Here is a 22175-nt window from a genome sequence, read left to right on the forward strand (position 1 = left end):
AGGTCCGGCGGACGGGGTGATCGGGACGGCGTCGGTGCCCGAGGACTACTTCTTGAAGCGCTCGGCCAGCAGATCGAGGGTCGCCATGGCCTGCCGGTAGTCCGGCCGCTTGCTGGCGGCGGGCAGCTCGTAGACCTGGCCCCGCTGGAAGGCGGGCAGCATGGCCAGCGCCGGGTCCTGCTTCAGCTGGGCGATGTCGCGGCCGCCGTCGAGCTTGATCACGAACAGCACCGGAGCGTCGACGACGGTGCTCAGCAGTTCGGGGCTGAAGGTGACCCAGTCACCGGCCTCGGCCTTGGTCGGGTTGCCCGCCTTCGCTTCGATCTTGTCGTCGACGGTGAAGCCGACCCCGGACAGCAGCGTGGCCAGCGGGGTGTTGGGGGCGAGCAGGATGGGCTTGCCATCGGACTGGGACTGCATCACCGCCGTCGCGCCCTGCGGCAGCCGCACGGCGGATTTCACCTCGTCGACCCGCGTGTTGTAGGCGGTGATCATGCCGTCGACCTTCTCGGGGCGGTTGACGAAGTCGGCCACCGCCTTCAGCTGGTCCTGCCAGTTGGCGAGGTTGGACGCCACCAGCGCGGTGGGCGCGACCGCGGCCAGCTTGTCGTAGTTCTTGATCGTCTGCTGACCCGGCCAGCCCGGTCCGCCGCCGATGATCAGGTCGGGCTGCTGGGCGGCGATGAACTCCAGGTTCAGGTCGTCGCCGGAGGGCACCGCCACGGTGCCCTGTGCCTCGGCGTCGGCGGCCCAGGCGGCGGGGAACTCGCCGGGCTGCAGCGTGACACCCAGAATCCGTGGATCCGCGGCCTTCACCTTGGCGTCGAGGTCGAACAGGTACCCGGCGAGCGCGCCGTTGAGGACCACGATGCGCTGCGGGTCGGCGGGCACGGTGACCGGGCCCTTGGCGGTTTCCACCTGGCGAGTGCCGGACTCGGCCGCCTGCTCGGAGGTGGAGCTGCCGCAGCCCACGGCCGTCGCGGTCACCGCGACGATCAGGAGGGCGACGGCGGCACGCATGCGTGCCGTCATTCGGTGCGCTGACATGGAGTGATTTCCTTCTTTCTATCCAGGTGGAAGGTCAGGTGCGGATCGCGGGATCCACGTCGAGCAGCGCGGCGACCTCGGTCCAGCCGGTCGGCATCGCGATCTCGTTGTGTGTGTAGGGAAGTCGCCGGACCACCAGGTGCGCGCCCGCGGCCTGCCACCCGGTGAGCTGGGCGTGCACGCGTTCGGGTTCCAGGCCGTTGTCCGCGCAGTACAGGGCCATCGGGCCGCGATAGCGCGGTGACGCGGACTCGGTGACCATGCGCAGCAGCTCGGTCGCCGCGTTGCGCACCACTTCCGCCAATTCCGGTGCGTACTCCGCGATTTCGGGCAGCAGCGCGTCCATGCCGGAGGGGTCGGCCAGGGTCGCGGCGGCCCGATCGGTCAGGTTCGACAGCGGATGCGAGTCCAGCAGACCAACGAAGCCGACCTGCTCGCCCTCGTCCTCCAGAATGGCCGCCATCGCGTGGGCCAGGTTGCCGCCCAGTGAGTAGCCGAGCAGGTGGTACGGGCCTCGCGGCTGGATGCGGCGCACGGCGTCGAGGTAGAACCGGGCCAGATCGTCGAGCGTGGGCGTCCGCCTGTTCGGCTCGGTGAGCTGGGGCATCTGCACACCGATGATCGGCCGGTCGGCCCGCAGCAGCCGGGCCAGCGGCGCGTACTTCCAGGCGGTGCCGCCGATTTGGTGGATGCAGAACAGCGGTGGGGCCGATCCCTCGGCGCGCAGCTCCAGCACCGGATCGAGGCGGCTGCCCAGACTGGCGAGACCGTTCGCCGGTCGCGCCGCGGTGGGATCGACCGCGCCGATCCGGGCCGCGAGCGCACGTGGTGTGGGAGCGCTGAAGACGTCGTCGAGGACGGCGGGCAGGTCGGCCCGGGTCAACCGGCCGATCAGCCGCACCGCGAGCAGCGAGTGCCCGCCCTGATCGAAGAAGTCGTCGTCCGCGCCGACCTCGTCGATCGACAGGACCGCGGCCATGGCCTGACGGATCGCGTCGAGCAGGCCGGGTTCGGTCGGCGCCGGTGTGGTCGCCGTGGCGGGTGTGTGCGCGGGGGCCGCCCCGGGCCGGACGGATTCCGGCGCGGGCAGTTCCTGCCGGGCGATCTTCTCGGTCGCGGTGCGCGGGATGTGATCGAGCACCAGGAAGGCGGCGGGAATCATGTACGCGGGCAGCGCTGTTCGCAGCTGCTCGCGCACCGCGTCGGTGTCGAGCACGGTCCCGGACTCGGCGATGAGGTAGGCGACCAGGCGCTGGTCACCCGGGGTGTCCTCGCGCAGCAGCACCACCGCGTGGGCCACTCCGGCACAGGTGAGCAGGGCGGATTCGATATCGCCCAGTTCGACGCGCTGGCCGCGCAACTTCACCTGGCTGTCGGTGCGGCCGACGTACTCGAGCTCACCGCGCGGGTTCCTTCGCACGAGATCGCCGGTGCGGTACATCCTTTCGCCCGTCCCGTACGGGTCGGCCACGAAGGCGGCCGCGCTCAGGTCGGGACGGGCCAGGTAGCCGCGCGCCAGCCGGACGCCGGTCAGGTAGAGCTCGCCGACGGTTCCCTCGGGTACCGGCCGCAGCCGGTCGTCGAGGATGCGGATCGGATCGGCGGGCGCGCCGACCGGCACCGAGGTCGTGTCGGCGTCGACGGTCTGGTGGAAGGTGAAGCCGATCGCGGCCTCGGTGGGACCGTAGAAGTTGTACACGGCGGTGCCGGTCAGCGCGCGCATGCGCTGCGCGGTCGCGGGCGGCAGCACCTCACCGCCGGTGAGGACACAGCGCAGGTCCGTGCAGCCCGAGAGGTCGGCCTCCTCGGCGAGCACGGTCAGCAGGGAGGTCGTCATCCACATCGCGGTCACGCGCTCGGTGCTCATGAGCCGCGCCTGGTAGTAGGGATCGCTGTGCCCGCCCGGCCGGGCCAGCACGATCCGCGCGCCGACGCACAGCGGCAGGAACATCTCCAGGAGCGAGGCGTCGAAGATCGGCGGCGTGCGGTAGAGCATGGTGTCGCCCGGCCCGAACCGGCGTTCGCGGTGCAGCCACTCGAAGGTGGAGATGATCGAGGCGTGCGAGAGGCTCACGCCCTTGGGCACCCCGGTGGAGCCGGAGGTGAACAGCAGGCAGGCGGTGTTGGCCGGGCGCAGCGGCGCGCGCCGGTCGGCGTCGGTGAGCGCCGCGTCGGCGAATCCGCTGCTGTCGGCCTGGTCCAGCGAGCGCAGCACCATGGCGGGCGCGGCCGTGGCGAGGATCTGCTCGACGCGCTGTGCGGGCTGTTCCGGGTCCACCGGCAGGTACACGCCACCGGCCCGGCAGATCGCGTGCGCCGTGACGACCGAATCGATGGAGCGTGGCATGGCGACGGCGACCACGGTCTCGGGACCGACGCCGCGCGAGACGAGCCACCGGGCAAGACGATTCACCCTGGCATCGAATTCGCCGTAGTCGAGGGTGACGTCCTGCGCGGTGATCGCGGGGGCCGCCGGATCGACGGGCGTGCCCCAGACGGCGAGCGTGTCGCCGTGGGGGACCGGCTGTTCGCCGGTGGGCTGTGCGACGGCGGCGGTCGATGCCGTCGCGACCGGCACGGGTGTGAGCGGTGCGAGGAACATCGCGGGACGCAGGTCCGTGTCGGCGATGACCGCGGTCAGGATCTCGGTGATCCGCTCGGCGATCCGGGCGAGCGTGCTGTCGTGGACGGCGGCGCGGTCGTACCAGATCACCAGCGTCAGCTGATCGCCCGGCGGGGCGATCAAGGTCAGCGGATAGTGCGTGTTGCCGTGATTGTGGAATTCGCCGCGGCGCAGCTCGTGCGACTCCGGCTGCCCGGCACCGGAATCCGGGAAGTTCTCGAAGGCGACCAGGGTGTCGAACAATGTCCCGAGGCCCGCGATCCGTTCGATCTCCGCCAGGCCCGCGTAGTCGAATTCCTGCATGGCGAACTGGTTGTCCTGGAGCTCGGCCAGCTGCGCGAGCAGCGCGCGCTCGGGGTCCACGGCGCAGCGCACCGGCACGGTGTTGGCGAACAGGCCGACGATGCCGGCCACGCCGGGCAGTTCGGCGGGTCTGCCGGAGACGGTCGCGCCGAACACGACGTCGGCGCGTCCGGTGAGCGCGGCCAGGATCAGTGCCCAGGTGCCCTGGACCAGGGTGTTCATCGTCAGGCCGCGGCGGCGGCCCAGCTCGGCCAGTGCCGTGGACAGCGATGCGGGCAGCGGCACCTGCCACTGCCGGAACTCGCGTGCGCGGCCGGTGTCGGTGCGCACCAGCGTGGGTCCGGCGAGTCCGGCCAGCCGCGCCGACCAGGCCGCGCGGACCGCCGCGCGGTCGCGGGTGCCGAGCCAGGCCAGGTAGTCGCGGTAGGAGGCGGGTGCGGGCAGGTCGTCGCCGTGGTAGGCGGCGAGCACCTCGCGCAGGACGATCGGGGTGGACCAGCCGTCGATCACCAGATGATGGGTGTTGAGGACCAGCCGGTGCGCGTCACCGGGCATCCGGATCAGCGTGGCGCGCAACATCGGCGACCGGTCCACCGGGAAGCGGTGCCGGGTCGCTTCGGCTTCCAGCCGGTCGGCGGCGGCTCGCGCCGTGGGCAGCGGCAACCGGGACAGATCGATCTCCCGCCACGGCATGCCCACCGCACGCGGGACGGCCTGCACGGGCTGGTCCAAGCCCGCGTAGTGAAAGGCGGCGGCCATGGTGGGATGGCGGCCGACGACGGTGTCGAACGCGGCCGACAGCCGTGCGCCGTCCAGCGGACCGTGCAGGTCGACGCGGGCGCTCAGCGCGTAGACGTCGTCGGCTCCGTCGCGAATCGCGTGGAACAGCAGCCCTTCCTGCAAGGGGGACAGCGGCAGCAGTTCGGCCAGCGGACCGTGCGCGGTCTCGAGCGCATCGATCGTCTGCTGGGTGACGGCGAGGCCGGGGGCGTCCGACGGCGTGAGCCCGCCGGGGAACAGCACCGCGTGCGCGGCGAACGCCGCCAGCGCGCGGTCGAAGTGCCGCTGGATGTCGGCGACCTGATCCGCGCCGAGAATTCGGCTCGCCGCGGTCCACTCCACCGCCAGCCGGGCGCCACCCGGCTGCGCGGCGGGGGGTTCGTGTACGAAGACGTTGAGCGAAAGTACTTCCGTGAGCGCCTTTTCCGGCGGTTCCGTCACCGCGAACGCGTCCTGGTCGGGCAGCCGCCAGCCTGCGGTGCCCCCGCCCCCGAAGCGCCCGAGATAGTTCAGCAGCACCTCGGGTGCGCGCCGCCCGGCGAGTCGCGGCACGGTCTCCGGGTCGAGCCAGCGCAGCACGCCGTAGCCCACACCGTTGCCGGGGACGGCCCGCTTGGCCTCTTTGACCGCGCGCAGCAGCCGTCCGGCCGCCGCGCCGCCTGCCAGGGCGTCGGCCAGCCCGTCCGGGTCGTCGATCCCGGTGGCGGGTGTCCACACCGGGAACTCGGTGGTGAACCAGCCGATGGTGCCGGCGACATCGGTATCGGCACGCGGGGCTTCGCGCCCGTGTCCCTCGACCGTGACGGGCCTGCCGGACTCGAGCGCTTCGCCTCGCTCGTGCCGCCGGGCGTTGAGTGCCAGCACGAGCGCGGCGAGCAGCACGTCGTCGGTCTTGGCCCGATAGGCGCTGGGCAGCGTGGTCAGCAGCGCCTCGGAGACCTCGGCAGCGGCGAAAGTTCTCGTCCGCTGGGCGCTCTCGACGCGGTCCACCGTGTGGTCGAGCGCGCGTTCGCCCAATGTCGCGACGGTGTCGTCACCGAGCGCGCGCTCCCAGTGCGCCAGTTCCGGGCGGTGCGCGCCCACGGCGCCGGACTCGGCGAGCAATGTGGCGTAGCGCCGCCACGAACTGCCCTTCGCCGACATCCGCGCCGGACGGTCCTCGCGCGCCGCCGCACACGCCTCGTACAGTTCGGGCACCAGAATGCGCCACGAAACCCCGTCCACCACCAGGTGGTTGGCGACCAGTACCAGCCGGTCGGCGGTTCCCGGCGCGGTGCGCACCACCGCGGCGCGGATCTCGACACCGGCGGCGGGATCGAGTTCCTCCGACAGTGTGGTCGCCACCGACTCGACCAGCGCGTCCACGTCGCTGCGCGGTGTCGCGGCCTTCGCGCCTGCGGGGTGGAGCCGGTCATAGAACAGCTCGCTGACCAGATCCGATGCGCGGACAGTGCCGACACCGGCGACCTCGAGCCGGTCCGATTCGCCGAGGATCAGGCGTAGGGCGTCGTGGCGGTCGAGCAGGGCCTGGAGGCCGGCGGTCAGGTGGTCGAGGGTGAGGTCCTCGAGCAGAGTCAGGGCGGTCCACTGGGCGTAGCCGGCCACCGCGGCGCGATCGGGGTTCGCCGCGAGCAGCGCGGCCACCACAGGGGTGATCGGAACGGGGCCGGTCGCCTCGTCCGGGACCGAGGCGTCGGCGTGCTGGTCGCTCACCTGGGCCGTGGCGGCGATCGTGGCCAGATCACGCTGGGCCAGCAGTGTTTTCGGCGGGACTGCCCAGCCGAGGGCGCGCAGCCGACTGCTCACGCCGATCGCGGTGATGCTGTCGCCGCCGAGCCCGAAGAAGTCGTCGGTGGCGTTGACCTGGGCCATGCCGAGCACCTCGGCCACCGCGCCGCACAGCGCCCGCTCCTGCTCGGTGCGGGCCGGCCGCCCGGTGGAGGTCAACTGGGGCGCGGGCAGCGCCGCGCGATCGAGCTTGCCGTTCACGGTGGTGGGCAGGGCGTCGAGCACCACGAGCGCCGAGGGCACCAGATGGTCGGGGACCAGGGTGGTGAGCCGGTGCCGCAGCTGATCGCCGTCGAGCGCGCGCCCGGCCTCGGGGACCAGGTAGCCCACCAGCCGCGTGCTGTCGCCGGACGTGCGCACGGTGGCGGCCGCGGCGGCCACGCCGGGCAGCGCGCCGAGCGCGGCCTCGACCTCGCCCAGTTCCACGCGGTAGCCACGGACCTTGATCTGCGCGTCGGCACGGCCGAGATAGTCGTAGCCGCGGCCGGGGAGCCAGCGCGCCCGGTCGCCGGTGCGGTACATGCGCTCGCCGGTCACGAACGGATCGGCGACGAACCGCTCCGCCGTCACCTCGACCCGGCCGAGATAGCCGCGCGCCAATTGCGGCCCCGCCACATACAACTCGCCGATCTCGCCGTCGGGGACCAGGTGCAGCGCACCGTCGAGCAGATAGGCGCGGGTGCCGTCGAGCGGCCCGCCGACATGCGGCAGCGCGCCGGTCACCGGGGCACTGAGCGCGTCGACCGTGGCCTCGGTCGGCCCGTACATGTTGCGGGCGGCCACCCCCGAGGCGACGATGACCGACCACAGCGCGGGCGGGGTCGCCTCGCCGCCGAGCAGCAGCAGCCCGGGACGGTGCGCGCCGGCGAGCAGCCCGTTGTCGATCAGGGCGGTCGCCATCGACGGGGTGGTGTCGACGACGTCGATGCGATCGGTGCCGAACGCGGCGACCTGCGCGGCCGCGTCCTTCTGGATCTCGGTGTCGTACAGGTGCACTCGGTGTCCGCACCACAGCCACAACAGCTGGTCCAGCGCCGCGTCGAAGGCGAACGAGTAGGTGTGCGCGACGTGCAGCCGGCGCCCGCCCGCGCGTTGGGCGGCCTCGGCGTAGACGGTCGACCGATGGTGGTGCAGCAGCTGGGCCATCGCACCGCAGGAGGTCTGCACGCCCTTGGGCTTGCCGGTGGACCCCGAGGTGTACACGACGTAGGCCAGATGCGCGGGCGAGCGCGGCGCGGCGAGCTCCGCGGTGGTCAGCGGACCGTCGGCGAGCCCGGCGACGGCCTCGCGAATGCCGCTGTCCGAGAGCTGGATCAGACCACACACGGCGTCGTGGGTCGCTCGTTCGGCCGATGCCGCGTCGGTGATCGGGAGCGGGGCGTCGGACCGATCGGCGAACACCGTCGTCGCGACCGCGTCGTCGGTCAGGATCAGCACCGGCGCGGCGTCGTCGACGATGTCGGCGAGGCGCTGCGCGGGGTGCCCGATGTCGAGGACCAGGTAGGCCGCGCCCGCGTGCCGGACCGCGAGCAGCGCGACGACCAGGTCCACGGTGCGCGGGAGCGCGATCCCGACGATGTCCTCGGGGCCGACGCCGAGGCTGCGCAGGTATCGGGCCAGCCGGTGCACGCGGGCGCCCAGGTCGGCGGCGGTGAGCCGGTGGGCGCCGGCGACGAGCACGATGTCGTCTCCGCGTGCCGCGACCATGCTGTCGAAGACCTCCACCGCGTCCACCGCGCGGCCGGGCAGCGCGGCGCCGGCACGCTCGACAGCGATGCCGTCGCTGATCTCGTTCCGGTACAGGGTGATCGCGCCGATCGGGGTGTCCGCTCCGTCGACCAGTGCGGTGATCAGCGTGACCAGCGCGGCCATCCGCCGCCGGGCCGTGGTGGCGTCGAGCGAGCGGGCGTCGACCTCGAAGCCGAGCTGGATCCGGTCCTCCGACAGCGGGGTGACGGTCAGGCCCAGGTCCTCCGGCGGGCCTCCGGCGACATTGCGCAAGGTGCCGGTGGCGCCGTCGAAGTCGAGCGCGAAGTCGAACGCCTTGAGGTTGATGCCGATGCCGTGCAGCAGCGCGCCGGTCTGGGCGCCGCCGAATTCGCGAGCCAGGTCCTCACCGCGGAACCGCTGGTGCGCGCGCATCTCCCGCAGCGCGTCGGCCACCCGCTTGCCCAGGTCGCCTAGGCGATCCTGGCTGGATACCGCGATCCGCAGCGGCAGTACGTTGACCGCCATGGACGGGGTGGTGAGGGCGTTCTTGCCGACCCGCGCCATCACCGGCAGGGCGATGACGACATCGGTCTCGCCGAGCAGCCGGTGCACGAACCCGACGTAGCCGGCGACGAGCACATCGGCCCAGGTGATACCGGCGGCGGTGGCCGCCTCCTTGATGCGGGCCACCAGGTCGGCGTCGAGGACGGCGCGGGCCTGGTGGGTCCGCTCGACCACGCCCTCGGGCGCGCGGCCGCGACCGTCCAGCGGCGGCAGCGGGGTCAGCCGGTCGCGCCAGTAGTCGCGATCGTGCTGATGTGCCTGGCTCGCCCGGTATTCCAGGTCCTCGGCCACCAGCGTCTCGATCGAGCCCCACCGCAGGCGCGGCACGTCACCGCCGCGACGCAGCGCGGTGTAGTGGGCGGCGACCCGGCGCGAGACCATGGCCGCGCTGTAGCCGTCGATGATCAGGTGGTGGTAGAGCTGGATGCACCACACCTCGGTGTCGGTGAGGCGCAGCAGCGTGTAGGTGTAGAGCTGCCGGTCGACCATGGCGCGGCAATAGGTGGCGGAGCGTTCGCGTTCGGCCGCGACCAGCCGGTGCGCGGCCGCGATCGGGTCGGCCTCGCCACGCAGGTCGACGAGTGGACGCAGTTCGGGTTCGTGCTCGGTGATCCGCTGGCGCGGGCCGTCCGGGGTGTCGGCGAATCGCAGTCGCATGGTGTCGGTTTCGGCGATGGTGCGGCGAATCGCGGTGTCCAGCGCAGCGACATCGAGTGGCTCGGGTCCGGCGATCTCGAGTACCTCGCCGACCAGGTAGCTGAGCGAGTCGGGATCCAGGCGCTGGGCGTTCCAGATGCCCAGTTGCGCTCCGGTGAGCGGTAATCCGGGAGTTTCGGCGCTTACGTCGTCCCGTTCCACCGAGCTCACAACGACTCCTTCATCAACGTTCTCGACCCCCGCGCGCAGGTGGTCCCGGCCGGCGAAGAGCGCAGCGGGACGCGGCGAAGGTAGGTTAGCCTAAGTTTATTTCGAATGGCGGAATGTGGCCCGCGTCACCGCATCCGGCGCGGTACCGATGACGCGGGGCCTGGTCAGGCGTCTGCTTCGATCCGGGCCGGATCGAGGTGACGCAGCAGCTCCGCGGTGCCGGTGACCGCCCCGCATCGCCGCGCGACGTAGTTGAGCGCCATCACGTGCTCGTCGCGGCTGAAGTCCGCGGTCGCGTCGTGGACGAGGAACGGGCGCACGTCGCTCATGAAGGCCTCGGCGGCACTGAGCATGCAGCCCATGTGGGTGTAGACGCCGGTGACCAGGAGCTGATCGCGCTGGTAGTAGCCGAGCAGCTCGCGCAGGTCGGTGCGCTGGAACGCCGAATACCGCCACTTGGTCACCTGGATGTCCTGCGGTTCCGGGGCGATGGCATTGATGACGTGGGTGTCGGCCCCCTCGGCCATGCCGCTGCCCCAGAAGTCGGCGAGGATGCCACGCCGGGAGGGATGCTGGTTGCCGGGTTGCATCGTGTAGATCACCGGGATGCCCAGCTCGTGGCAACGGTCGCGCAGCAGGGCGATGTTGGCGATCAGGGTGCGGGCGGGATCGCGGTGCACGTCGTAGGCGTCGAGGAAATACTGCTGCATGTCGTGGATCAGCAGCGCGCAGCGCCCGGGCTCGGCGGTCCAGTCGACCTGGCCGGCGGGGACCTCGTCGGCGCCCGGCATCGGATAGGGCGCGATCGGGGGGATAGGCATAGCGGTCTCTCGTTCGGGGGAAGTCGGCCTCAGCCGACGGTGACGGGCAGATCCGCGATACCGAGCGGACCGAGGATGCGCTGGAACTTGCCGGTGGTCTCGGCCAGTTCGGCGGCCGGATCGGATTCGGCGACGATGCCGCCGCCCGCGTGCGCGAGCAGCGTGGTGCCGTCGGCGGACAGCTCGGCGCAGCGGATGCTCACCATCCACTCACCGTTGCCGTCGGCATCGCACCAGCCGACCGCGCCCGCGTAGAAGCCACGCTCGCCCTCGAGTTCGGCGATGAGCCGCGCGGCCGCGCCGGTGGGCGTGCCGCAGATCGCGGGGGTGGGGTGCAGGGCCGCCGCCAGCTCGAGCGCGGAGGGACCGGCCGGCGGGACCGTCGCCGAGATCGGCGTACCGAGGTGCCACATGGCGGGGGTCTGGGTGAGTTCCGGTGCGGGCGTGCGCACTTCGGCGCAGCGGTCGCTGAGCACGGCCGAGACCTGATCGACGACGTAGCGGTGCTCGGTGTGGTCCTTGGCCGAGGCCAGCAGCGCGTCGGCGGCGGCCCGATCGGCCGCGGCGTCGTCGGCCACCCGGCGCGCGGAACCGGCCAGCGGATGACTCAGCACCTGGTGGCCGCTGCGGCGGGCCAGGATCTCCGGGCTGGAACCGACGAGATGGCGGCCGAGATAGCGGCCGCCGGCGGCGGAGAGGTCGACCAGGAAGCCGTTGGACTGCGGATCCGAGCCCACCATCAGGTCCAGGATGTCGTGCGGGCGGACGGGTCGCGCCGACACCGCGCGAATAGCCCTGGCCAGCACCACCTTCCGGATCGGATGTGCCGGATCGCCGAGGAGCTCGACGGCGCGGGCGACCCGCCGCTGATGTTCCTCCGGATCGGGCACTGCGGCATCGATCTCGAAGTGGGGGACCGAGGTGCGCGGGTCCGGCGTGTGCGGTGCCTCGACGACGCGCACCGACTCCGGCGCCCACAGCGCCGTGGGTGCGCCGGGGGTGAACGGCAGGGCGCCCACGATATGGCTGATCCGCCCACTGCGCAGGGCGGTGACCGCGTCGTGCGCCGAACGGAAGATCGTCGCGCCCCCGGACGCGGACACGGTCCGCCGTGGACGGGACAGCACGAAAGCGGGGTCTGAACTGTCGGTACTGATGGTGATCACCCTTTCGGTCACATGTCGAGCGTTGCGCCACCGTCGACCCGCAGGTCGTGCATGGTGATGTGGCGGGCGCCCTCGGACGCCAGGAAGTGGACGGTTTCGGCGATATCCGCGGGAGCGGCGATGCGGCGCAACGGGATACCCAGCCGGTAGACGGTCGGGTCGCCGTCGAGCAGCGCGGTCTCGGCGGCCGCGTCGATCCGATCGCCGCCGAACATCTCGCGCAGCATGGCGGTGTCGGTGGAGCCGGGGGAGACGAGATTGACCCGCACGCCCAGCGGGGCGACCTGGAGGGCCAGGGCTTTCGTGTAGGCCGTCGCGGCGGCCTTCGCCGCGCCGTAGGCGGCCATGTTCACCCGGGGCATGGCGGCGGCGTTGGAGGAGACCACGACGATCGAGCCGCGCCCGGCCGCGACCATCTCGGTGGCGGCGCGCTGGGTGACCAGCATGGTGGCGGTGGCGTTGACGGTCAGGCAGCGGGTCCACTCGGCGGCGTCGAGTTCGAGCGCGTTGCCGCCGACCATGACTCCCGCCGCGTGCACGACCACGTCGGCGGGCCCGTGCGCGGCGCCGAATCGGTCGAACGCGGTCCGCACGGCCTCGGCATCGCAGACATCGACTTCGACGCCGTGCACGGATTCGGCCGCGTCCCAAGCTTTGTCACGCCCACCCGCGACGGCGCGGTCGACGGCGCGCTGGGCGAGGTCGGCGGCGACGGCGTGCACCGCGCTCTCGCGGTCCCACAGCGACAGCACTCGCGCCTCGGCGGCGAACCTGGCGGCGATCGCGGCGCCGATCCCCCCGGCCGCGCCGGTCACGACAACGGTCTGCCCCGTGGAATAGCCCTTAGACATGAGGTTAGCCTAACCTGAATCGGACGCCGGATGGTTACCTTCCCTCAGAACATCCGACGGGCAGTTCCGCAGATCCGCTGGAAAGAGGTGCTCGACTTGACCGCTCCCGTACTCCCCGGATTCACTCCGTGGCCGCCTGAACAGGCGCAACGCTATCGAGAGCAGAACCTTTGGGCCGGTGAGACATTCGGCGATCTGCTCGCCGCACGCGCGGCCGCGACCCCCGACCGGATCGCCGTCGTCGACGCCGCGAACCGCTGGACCTACGCCGAGCTCGCGCACCGCGCGGGCGCCCTGGCGACCGGTTTGGCCCGCCTCGGGCTGACGCCGGGCGACCGGGTGCTGGTCCAGCTGCCCAACCGCGCCGAATTCGTCGAGGTGATCTTCGCGCTGTTCGAACTGGGCGCGCTGCCGGTGTTCTGTCTGCCCGCCCATCGCGGCGCCGAACTGGTGCCGATCGCCAGGGCGGCGCGGGCGCGCGCCATGATCACCTGCGCGACCCACCAGCGCTTCGACTACGCGGCGCTGGCGGAGTCGGTGCGCGCGGAGGTGCCGAGCCTGCGGCACGTGCTGCTCGTACGCGACGAAACCGGGCCGGTGCGGGGCGAGGGTGTCCACGATCTCGCCGACTTCCGCGACACGCCCACCGAATTGCCGCGCGTCTCGGCGAGTTCGGTTGCGTTCCTGCAACTCTCCGGCGGCAGCACCGGGATTTCGAAGCTCATCGCCCGCACCCACGACGACTACCTCTACAGCGTCCGGCGCAGCGCCGAGATCTGCGAACTCGACAGCGACACGGTCTATCTCGCCACTCTGCCGGTGGCACACAACTTCCCGATGAGCTCGCCGGGCATTCTCGGGGCGCTGTGGGCGGGCGGCACCGTCGCGATGACACCGGACCCCACCCCGGCGACGGCGTTCCCGCTGATCGAGCGGTTCGGCGTCACCATCACCGGCCTGGTCCCGCCGCTGGCCCGGCTGTGGACCGAGCGCGCCGAGGCGGGCGATACGCCGGATCTGTCCAGCCTGCGGGTACTCCAGGTGGGCGGCGCCCGCTGTCAGGAGGAATTGGCCCGCCGGATCGGGCCCGCGCTCGGCGTCACCCTGCAGCAGGTGTTCGGGATGGCCGAGGGCCTGGTCTGCTACACCCGGCTCGACGATCCGATCGAGGTGGTGGTGAGCACCCAGGGGCGGCCGATGTCGGAGTTCGATCGGATCGCGGTCGTCGACGACGACGGCGCCGAGGTGGCGCCGGGCGCCCAAGGCAATCTGATCACCCAGGGCCCGTACACGATTCGCGGCTACTACGACAATCCCGAGGCCGACGCGCGCAGCTTCACCGCCGAGGGCTGGTATCGCACCGGCGATATCGTCTCGGTGCGGCCCGACGGCAATCTGGTGGTCGCGGGCCGCGCCGGTGACTGGGTGAACCGCGGCGGGGAGAAGGTGTCGGCGGAGGAACTCGAGGCGCACCTGCTCGAGCACCCCGACGTGCGCGAGGCGGTGATCGTCGGTACGCCCGATCCCGTTCTCGGCCAGCGCATCTGCGCGTTCGTCCAGCCCGTCGACCCGGCACGGCGGCTCACTCTCACCTCGGTGCGCTCGTTCGTGCGGGGTCGCGGGGTCGCGGCCTGGAAGATGCCCGACGCGGTGGTCGTGGTCGACCGGTTCCCCGAGACGGGCGTCGGCAAGACCAGCCGCAAGGAGCTGCGGCGATTGCTGGCCGACGGCGCGCACGGGAACTGAACCGGCCCGGGGTGGCGTGCCCGACACGCCACCCCTCGGCTCAGGCCAGCAGTTCGATCCAGGACCCGAGGACGGGATCGCCCGCGAGCGTGGGGAAGTCGATCTCCGCATGTCCAGCCGACCGCCATTTCTCCACCAGCGCCATGATGCGCACCGAATCGAGCCCGGCATCGAGCAGATCGGTCTCCGTGGTCAGCTCGGCGGGCTCGATACCCAGCGCGGTGGCCACGTCACCGATCACCTGTTCGTCGGTCATGTCTCATTCCTCTCGATCGAAGTCAGCGACGCCGCGCTTCCAGTACCCGGCGATGAGCGAGTCCTTGGGGCCGATGCCCAGGTCGTCGCGGACGATCTTGCGGACTCCGCGCAGGCAGCCCGCCTCACCGGCCACCCACGCGAAGACGCGGTGCCCGGCGGGGACTTCCACGCCGCGCACGGCCTGCTCGAGCAGGTCGCCGGTGCCCGGCTCGCGCTCACCTCGATGCAGCCACCGCACCGCGACGCCGTCGGGGCCGTCGAGCGGGATCTGTTCCTCGGGCCCGGCCACCTCGATCAGCGCCCAGCCGGTGGTCTCGCGCGGCATGCGCTCGAGCAGGCGGGCGATGGCGGGTAGCGCGGTGATGTCACCGACGAGCAGATAGTCGTCATAGGTCTGCGGAATGACGACGCCACCGGGCGGGCCCGCGATGTACACCTTGGTCCCCGGGGTGACCGAGCCCGCCCAGTCGGAGGCGAGGCCACCGGGATGGATGACGAAATCGATGTCGAGTTCGTTGTCTTCGACGCTGTGGCGGCGCACCGTGTACTCCCGCGAGACCGGTCGCGGGTTACCCCACTCGAGCATCGTGCCCTCGAGCTTGGGCAGCCGGAGCACGCCGTCCGCGCCCGGGAAGATCAGCCGCACATGCTCATCGGGGACATAGCTGTGGAACGTCGCGATGTCCGGGCCGCCGAAGGTGATCCGCCGCAGTGCCGCGCCGAGGGGAACGACCCGCACCACCTCGACTTCCTGCAGGCCGATCGGGTACGGCACCTTGGCGTAGTGCTCACCGGCGAGCACCTCGGCGATGTTGTCGGCGTAGGCACTGCGATCCTTCACCCTTGTTCCTTTCTGTACAGCGGCCCGGCGCCGAGCGCCATCAGGCCGGTGAGTATCAGGACGACGACGCCGTAGAGCACGAGCGCCCGTCCGGGAGCGAACATCTGGCCCGCGACACCGGCCACCATCGAGCCGACCGCGGTACCGGCGACCGACTGGACCATCAGCAGGCCCGACATCCGCCCCCGCAGGTGATCGGGCGTGGCCTGCTGCAGCATGGCGTAGCGCAGCACCATGTTCACGGCTCTGGCCAGGCCGAACCCGGCGAGACCGAGGAACACCAGCGCCGCGTGCGACCACAGCCCGGCCGCGATGACGCCGACCGGCATCAGCGCCAGCGAGATCAGCAGGGCCCGGCCGGTATGGACGCGGCTCATCCAGCCGCTGCTGAGCGTGCCGAGCACCGCACCGGCTCCCGGCGCCGCGTAGAGCAGGCCGAGAGTGCCGGCGCCCGCGTCGAGTTCGACATCGGCGAAGGCGGGCAGCAGCACCAGCGGTCCGCTGACGAGCATCCCGATCAGCCCGGTCAGCAGGATGAGCCGGATGGATTCGTGGCGCGCGGCGAAGGCGATGCCCGCCGCGAGCTCGCGCACCGGGTTCTGCAGGTCGCGTTGCGGTGGCGGGGAGGGTCCGATCGCGGTGATCAGCCCGACGGTCGCGGTGGTCGCCAGGGCGCAGAGGAAATAGGCCGTGGCCACACCGGCTTTCGCGACGAGCAGTCCGGCGACCGCCGGGGTGAGCATCGTGCCGAGGTCGGTGGTCAGCGAGACCAGCGCGCCCGCGGCCGCCACCTTCTCCCGGCCCACCAGCACCGGAACCATGGCCATCAGCGCCGAACCGCTCACCCCGCCGGCGAGGCCGTCGACGACGGCGGCGAGATAGATCGCGGGCAGCATCGGATCCGGCAGCACGGCGTTCACCCCGAGCAGCAGGAAGCCGATCCCCGCGGCGCTGCGCGACCATTGGATCACCGTGCGGCGGTCGTAACGGTCGGCGACCACGCCGCCGGCGAGACTGCCGAGGAACAGGGCCGCCGCGGTCGTGGTGGCGACCCCGGCGACCTGCACGCTCGAGCCGGTCAGCTGATAGACCTGCAACGGCAGGGCCACCATCAGCAGCCCGATGCCCAGCACCGACACCAGCCGCGCCGCGAACGCGCACCGGAACGGGCGCGAGGCCCGCAGCGGGCTGAGGTCGATGAGCAGGCCGCCGGCGGCGCTCATGGGCGGCGATCCGTCCGGGGCGATTCGACCGGGCTCACTTGAAGCGCTCCACGAGCAGATCGAGGGTGGTCATGACCGTGCGGTAGTCCGGCCGCGAGCTGGTCGCGGGGAGCTCGAACACGGTGCCCGCCTTGAACGCGGGCAGTGTCGCGTACATCGGATCGGCGCGCAGTTCCTCGAGCGAACGGCCACCGGCGAGCGGGATGGTGAACAGCACCGGCGCATCGATCACGGTGTTGAGCAGTTCGGGGCTGAAGCTGATGAAATCGGCGCTCTGCTCCTTGGCCGGATTGCCCGCCTTGTCCTCGAGCCGCGTGTCCAGCGTGAACCCGACCTCCGAGAGCAGGGTCGGCAGCGCGGCGGTCGGCACGAACAGGGTCGGCTTCTGGCTCTTGATCGACTGCATGACCACGGTCGCGCCGGCCGGCGCCTTGATCTTGCTCTTGGCCTCGGCCAGCTTGGCCTGGTAGTTCGCGATCAGGGTGTCGACCTTGCCCGGCTTGTTCACCGTCGCCGCGATGAACCGCAGCTGGTCCTGCCAGTAGGTGGTCTCGGTCGGCATCAGCACGGTCGGCGCGATGGCGCTGAGCTGGTCGTAGGCGTTCACCGACTGCTGGCCCGGGAAGCCCTGGCCGCCGCCGATGATCAGATCGGGACGCTGCGCGGCGATGAACTCCAGGTTGATGTTCTCACCGGACGGAACCGGCTGGGTGCCTTGCTTCTTCGCGTCCTCGGCCCAGCCGGTCGGGAACTCGCCCGGCTTGTTGGGCACGCCGAGCAGGCGCGGGTCCGCCGCGACGACCGTGGCCTCGAGATCGTAGAGGTAGCCGGCCAGGTTGCCGTTGAGCACCACGATGCGCTGCGGATCGGCGGGAACCTTGATGGGCCCCTTCGCGGACGGCACTTCGCGCGGGCCCGAGTCGGTGGACTCCGAGGTCGAGGTGCCGCACGCGGTGAGCGCCGCGACCAGGGCGAGAACGAGCAGGGCGAGGGCGGCGCGGAGGCGGCCCGATGATCGGTTGCTGAACATGGACGGGGATTTCCTCATTTCTGTCGAACGGCTGCTACTGCGGGTCGGCCCGTGCGTCACTGGACCTGGGCCGCGTTCGTCGCCAGCGGAATCACCAGTGGCGTCCCGGTTTCCGGGTCGTCGACGATCCGGCAGCGCAGCGAGAAGACCTCGTGGACGAGGTCGGCGGTGACGATCTGGGCAGGCGCGCCGGTGGCGACGATCCGCCCGTCCCGCATGGCGATCAGGTGATCGGCGTAGCGGAAGGCGTGGTTCAGGTCGTGCAGGACGGCGACGACCGTGCGGCCCGACTCGCGGTTCAGCGTTCGGCACAGGTCGAGCAGCTGGATCTGGTAGGCGATGTCGAGATAGGTCGTCGGCTCGTCGAGCAGGATGATCGGGGTGTCCTGGGCGAGCACCATGGCGATCCAGACGCGTTGGCGCTGACCGCCCGACAGCTCTTCGACCGGCCGCGCCGACAGCTCGGTGACGCCGGTGGCCGCCATCGCGGCCGCCACGGCCTGCTCGTCGGCCGTGGACCACTGCCGCAGCAGGGTCTGGTGGGGATAGCGGCCGCGCGCGACGAGATCGGCGACCCGGATGCCGTCCGGCGCGGTGGAGGTCTGCGGCAGCAGGCCGATCTGCCTGGCCACCTCCTTCGCGGGCGGCGCGGTGATCGGCTTGCCATCGAGCAACACGGTGCCGGTCTCGGGGGTGAGCAGGCGGGCCAGGGCCCGCAGCAGTGTCGATTTGCCGCAGGCGTTGGGGCCGATGATCACGGTGAACTCGCCGTCGGGGATGTCCACGGAGAGCTGGTCGCTGATCGTGGTGCCCTGGTAGCCGAGGCGGACCCGGTCGGCGCGCAGCCGTGAGGCGTGAGAGTCGGTCATGTCGCTTTCCCTAGTTCCGTCGCGCTTCGGCGACGAGCAGATACGCCAGGTAGAGGCCGCCGATCGAGGCGGTGACGATGCCGACCGGCACGGTGGTCGGCGCGAACGCGTGCTGGGCGATCCAGTCGCAGGTGGCCAGCAGCGTCGCGCCCATCACCGCCGCGGGCACCAGCGCGATCGACGGTGTGCGGGTGAGCCTGCGCGCCAGATGCGGTGCGGCGAGCGCGACGAAGGCGATCGGGCCTGCCACCGCCGTGGCCACCGAGGTGAACGCGACGCTGAGCGCGATCAGCCAGCCGGTCGCCCTGCTGACGTTCAGGCCGAACGCGCGCGCGGTGTCGTCACCGAGCTCGAGGATCCGCAGCCGCGGCGCCGCGGGGATCAGTGTCAGCGCCGGCACCGCCAGGATGATCAGGGTCGGTGCGACCTGCGGCCAGGACAGGCCGTTGAGCGAGCCGGCGCCCCAGGCCGCCGCCGACATCGCCGCGTCCAGGTCGGCGCGCAGGATCAGCCAGGTGTTGATCGAGGCCAGCATGGCACTGACGCCGATGCCGACGATGATCATCCGGAAGCCGGTCACGTTGTGCCGGAAGGCGAGCAGGCGGATCACCAGCGCGGCGCCGAGGCCGCCGATGATCGCGCCCGCCGCGGTCTGGAAGTGCCCGCCGCCCAGGGTCAGGATGGCGATCAGCGCGCCGGTGTAGGCGCCGGTGTTGAACCCGATGATGTCGGGGCTGCCCAGCGGATTCCTGGTCACCGACTGCAGGATCGCCCCGCTCACGCCGAGCGCGGCGCCCAGCGCCAGGGCCAGCAGGATGCGCGGCAACCGCCAGTCCCACACCACCAGCCGGTCGAACCGCTCGTCGCCGACGAACAGCGCGCGCAGCACCCGGGCCGGCGGGATCAGGTAGTCGCCGCTGCCCAGCGCGAGCACGGCGGTCGCGAGGGCGATCACCAGCAGCACCGCGCACACCACCACGGTGCGCACGCCGATCCTGGCGGTGAAACCCAGCCGGCGGGTCCGGATCACCAGCATCGCCCGGCCGAAATCGATTCCCGAACTCATGCGGCGGCACCTACCTTCGCGCCGCGGGCCAGCCAGATCAGCACCGGTGCGCCGAGGAACGCGGTGATCAGGCCGGCGGGGACCTCGTCGGGGCGGATGATGACGCGGCCCAGCACATCCGCGGTGATCACCAGGATCGGCGCCAGCACCAGCGAGTAGGCGAAGGTCCAGCGCTGATCGGGGCCGACCAGCCACCGGGCGATATGCGGGACCGCCAGGCCGACGAAGGCGACCGGGCCCACCGCGGCGGTCGCGGTGCCGCACAACAGGACCAGCGCCAGGGCGGTGCACAGCCGGGTGCGGGTGACGTGCACACCCAGCGATCGCGCCAGGTCGTCGCCGAGGGCCACCGCGTTGAGCGAGCGGGCGCACAGCGCCGCGATCAGCAGCCCGACCACGATGAACGGGGTCGCGCCCGTGACGATCTCGAAGCCGCGTCCGGCCAGCGAGCCGGAGTCCCAGCGACGCATCTCGTCGAAGGCCTTGGGGTCGAGCAGCATCAGGCCGCGGGTGAGTCCGCTGAGCACCGCGGTCGCGGCCACGCCCGCCAGGGTCAGCCGCACCGGATCGGTCCCGGTTCGCCCGGCGGTGCCGAGCCGGTACACGACGACGGAAACCAGTGCGGCGCCCGCGAATCCGAACCAGACGTAGGAGGTGATATCGCTCACGCCGAGGAGTCCGACCGCGATGGTGATCGCGAACGCCGCGCCCGCGTTGACGCCGAGCAGGCCCGGATCGGCCAGCGGATTGCGGGTCAGACCCTGCATCAAGCAGCCCGCGACACCGAGCGCGAGCCCGGCCAGCAGGCCGAGCAGCGTGCGGGGGACCCGGTACTCCATGACGGTCACGTGGTCGGGTGTGGTGCTCGTCCCCGTCAGCGCCAGCCAGACCTCGCCGACCGGAATCGATTTCGTGCCGACGAGCAGGCTGAGTACGCAGGCCGCGACCAGCACGGTTACCGCCAGCAACCACCCGCACCACCGCGGACTCTTCATCAGGGGTTCTCTCTCGCTGCGAACACTGTCTCGAAGGGAGGTTAGCCTAAGCAAGGTCTTGATAGGTGAGGCTTACCTAGCTATGGTCTCGGTTCGTTCGGTCCGCAGTTTGTGCGCCGCGCAGTTCACCACGAGGAACACGAAAGGTTCACCCCCGTGAAAATCACCAAGTTCGCCCTGCTGGCCTCCACCGTCAGCGTTGCCCTCGGCATCGCGGCAGGCACCAGCCACGCAGCCCCCGCCGCGGACCCGAGCGCGCCGATCAACTACACCGCCACCACCACCGAGACCAGCACGGTCATCGGGACCGACTCGGGCTCGCTGGTGGTCGAGGACGGCGTGTTCAAGATCAAGGCGGCCGACGGCACCACCGTCGCCGGCAACGAACTGTCCTTCCGTGTCGACGAATTCGTGTTCCCGATCGCCGCCGACATCTCCGGCCGCACCGCGACCCTGACCCCGCAGTTCGACCTCGCGCACGCCACCTACAAGCCGGTCGCGCTGCCGTACGAGGACAAGGCGCCGTGGAAGAACGAGTACGACCGTGAGCAGGCCGCCTGGAGCCGTCTGGGCAGCACCATCTCCCTGGGCGCCAGCATCGCGACCCTGGTCGGCGGCCTCGGCGGCGGCGCGGTCGGCTGCGTGCTCGGCGGCATCGCGGGCGCCACCATCGCCTCGGCCACCATCGTCGGCATGTTCGGCCCGTTCATCCCCGCCGCGGCCGTCGGCTGCGTCGCGGGCATCATGGCCATCGGCGCCCTGGGCACCCTCGCCGGCCAGATCTTCATCACCGCCCCCGTCGCGATCATGGCCGCGGTCCAGTACTTCACCACCATCAACTCCCCGATGCCGAACAACCCCGCGCCCGCCAAGTAGGTCGCCCCAGAACACTCGTGGAGGGGACAACTCGACGAGCTGACGAATCCCGCCCGACTGCGATCGTGCGGGATCTCGTCGTCTCCCGAGCTGTCGTGCCGGGCCCCGAAAACCGCTCGTCGTCGTTGGTTCTGGTCGGGCATCATGCTGGTATGCGCGACCGGCCTGCCCCCGATCCCGGCGAGATCCCGTCGCCGGGACTGGTTGCCGCGTGGGTGGCGCTGGGCACGGTGCCGGCCGAACGGGTCCCGCTCTGGGCGGCGTACTGGCTGGTGGACGGTCATGACGGCGCGGCGCTGCGGGACCTGGCCGGGCTGGGCGACACGGAGTTCCACGAGATCCACGACGTGCTGCCCGCGGCGCTGGCCGACTGCGCCACAGTCGTCCCCGAATCGGCGGTGGCCGCGGCCCAGGTGGCGTTCACCGATCTCGCGCGGATGTGCGCCGTCCACCGCGCCACCGAATCCTGGGTACTGAACAAGGTGTGCGAGATCGTCGTCCGGTCCGACTACGACGCCGGTGTCACCGAACTCCCGCTCGGCCGGATCTACGATCTCGACGACGAGTGGGCGGCGGGCTGGGGTCGAACGCGTGCCGAACTCACACAGAAGATCCGGGACGCGTGCCGAGATCAACTCACCATGAGCCGCGCCGCGACCGGTCGCTGATCCAGCTTCCCCGACGAGCGGCTCGCGCATCAGCGGCCGGTGGCAGAATCGTGCGATGACAGCCGACCGGGCCGACCTGCACC

General features: G+C 71.4%; 15 protein-coding genes. 3 read left to right on the plus strand and 12 right to left on the minus strand.

The features are described from left to right. Positions 1-45: 45 nt before the first annotated feature. From ATM97_RS26645 to ATM97_RS26665, 5 genes are all read right to left on the minus strand, one after another. The gene (locus ATM97_RS26645) at positions 46-1047 is read right to left on the minus strand and encodes an ABC transporter substrate-binding protein (protein ID WP_255588470.1); all 1002 of its coding nucleotides are present in this window, start codon (positions 1045-1047) and stop codon (positions 46-48) included. Positions 1048-1081: 34 nt separating this feature from the next. Next, entirely contained in the window at positions 1082-9682 is an 8601-nt protein-coding gene (locus ATM97_RS26650; protein ID WP_218720938.1) for a non-ribosomal peptide synthetase, read from the minus strand. Between the two features lie 164 nt (positions 9683-9846). Continuing rightward, positions 9847-10503, minus strand: coding sequence for an isochorismatase family protein (locus ATM97_RS26655; protein ID WP_218720939.1), 657 nt, complete (start codon positions 10501-10503; stop codon positions 9847-9849). A gap of 29 nt (positions 10504-10532) precedes the next feature. Next, positions 10533-11681, minus strand: a complete 1149-nt coding sequence (locus ATM97_RS26660) for an isochorismate synthase MenF (RefSeq protein ID WP_218720940.1) — start codon at positions 11679-11681, stop codon at positions 10533-10535. Next, positions 11678-12520 carry an SDR family NAD(P)-dependent oxidoreductase gene (locus ATM97_RS26665; RefSeq protein WP_218720941.1) on the minus strand — a complete coding sequence of 281 codons (843 nt, stop codon included), beginning with the start codon at positions 12518-12520 and terminating at the stop codon, positions 11678-11680. The genes ATM97_RS26660 and ATM97_RS26665 overlap by 4 nt, the downstream gene beginning before the upstream one ends. Positions 12521-12607: 87 nt before the next feature. On the opposite strand from ATM97_RS26665, the gene ATM97_RS26670 reads away from it, so the two are divergent. Beyond that, complete coding sequence (locus ATM97_RS26670; RefSeq protein WP_308248632.1) at positions 12608-14266, plus strand: AMP-binding protein; 1659 nt, start codon at positions 12608-12610, stop codon at positions 14264-14266. Positions 14267-14306: 40 nt separating this feature from the next. Here the strand turns inward: ATM97_RS26670 and ATM97_RS26675 are convergent, their stop codons facing one another. The 7 genes from ATM97_RS26675 to ATM97_RS26705 are packed head-to-tail and all read right to left on the minus strand — an operon-like array spanning position 14307 to position 20521. Next, a complete protein-coding gene (locus ATM97_RS26675) occupies positions 14307-14522 on the minus strand; it encodes a phosphopantetheine-binding protein (RefSeq protein WP_218720943.1) in 216 nt (71 codons plus the stop codon). Between the two features lie 3 nt (positions 14523-14525). Further along, complete coding sequence (locus ATM97_RS26680) at positions 14526-15365, minus strand: siderophore-interacting protein (RefSeq protein WP_218720944.1); 840 nt, start codon at positions 15363-15365, stop codon at positions 14526-14528. Next, positions 15362-16588, minus strand: coding sequence for an enterobactin transporter EntS (gene entS, locus ATM97_RS26685; protein ID WP_218720945.1), 1227 nt, complete (start codon positions 16586-16588; stop codon positions 15362-15364). The genes ATM97_RS26680 and entS overlap by 4 nt, the downstream gene beginning before the upstream one ends. Before the next feature lie 34 nt (positions 16589-16622). Further along, a complete protein-coding gene (locus ATM97_RS26690) occupies positions 16623-17618 on the minus strand; it encodes an ABC transporter substrate-binding protein (RefSeq protein WP_218720946.1) in 996 nt (331 codons plus the stop codon). Between the two features lie 56 nt (positions 17619-17674). Continuing rightward, a complete protein-coding gene (locus tag ATM97_RS26695) occupies positions 17675-18487 on the minus strand; it encodes an ABC transporter ATP-binding protein (RefSeq protein WP_218720947.1) in 813 nt (270 codons plus the stop codon). A 10-nt stretch (positions 18488-18497) separates the two neighbouring features. Further along, positions 18498-19553 (minus strand): iron chelate uptake ABC transporter family permease subunit, encoded by a 1056-nt coding sequence (locus ATM97_RS26700; RefSeq protein WP_218720948.1) that lies wholly within the window; start codon positions 19551-19553, stop codon positions 18498-18500. After that, positions 19550-20521 (minus strand): iron chelate uptake ABC transporter family permease subunit, encoded by a 972-nt coding sequence (locus tag ATM97_RS26705; RefSeq protein WP_255588472.1) that lies wholly within the window; start codon positions 20519-20521, stop codon positions 19550-19552. The genes ATM97_RS26700 and ATM97_RS26705 overlap by 4 nt, the downstream gene beginning before the upstream one ends. Positions 20522-20704: 183 nt before the next feature. Between ATM97_RS26705 and ATM97_RS26710 the strand changes: the two genes are divergently transcribed. Both ATM97_RS26710 and ATM97_RS26715 read left to right on the plus strand, forming a co-directional pair. After that, positions 20705-21424, plus strand: coding sequence for a hypothetical protein (locus ATM97_RS26710; protein WP_218720950.1), 720 nt, complete (start codon positions 20705-20707; stop codon positions 21422-21424). Between the two features lie 152 nt (positions 21425-21576). Beyond that, positions 21577-22092 carry a hypothetical protein gene (locus ATM97_RS26715; protein ID WP_218720951.1) on the plus strand — a complete coding sequence of 172 codons (516 nt, stop codon included), beginning with the start codon at positions 21577-21579 and terminating at the stop codon, positions 22090-22092. The last annotated feature ends 83 nt before the right edge of the window (positions 22093-22175 follow it).

It is taken from the genome of Nocardia sp. MH4, assembly GCF_019266065.1.
In the GTDB taxonomy this organism is placed as follows: domain Bacteria; phylum Actinomycetota; class Actinomycetes; order Mycobacteriales; family Mycobacteriaceae; genus Nocardia; species Nocardia canadensis.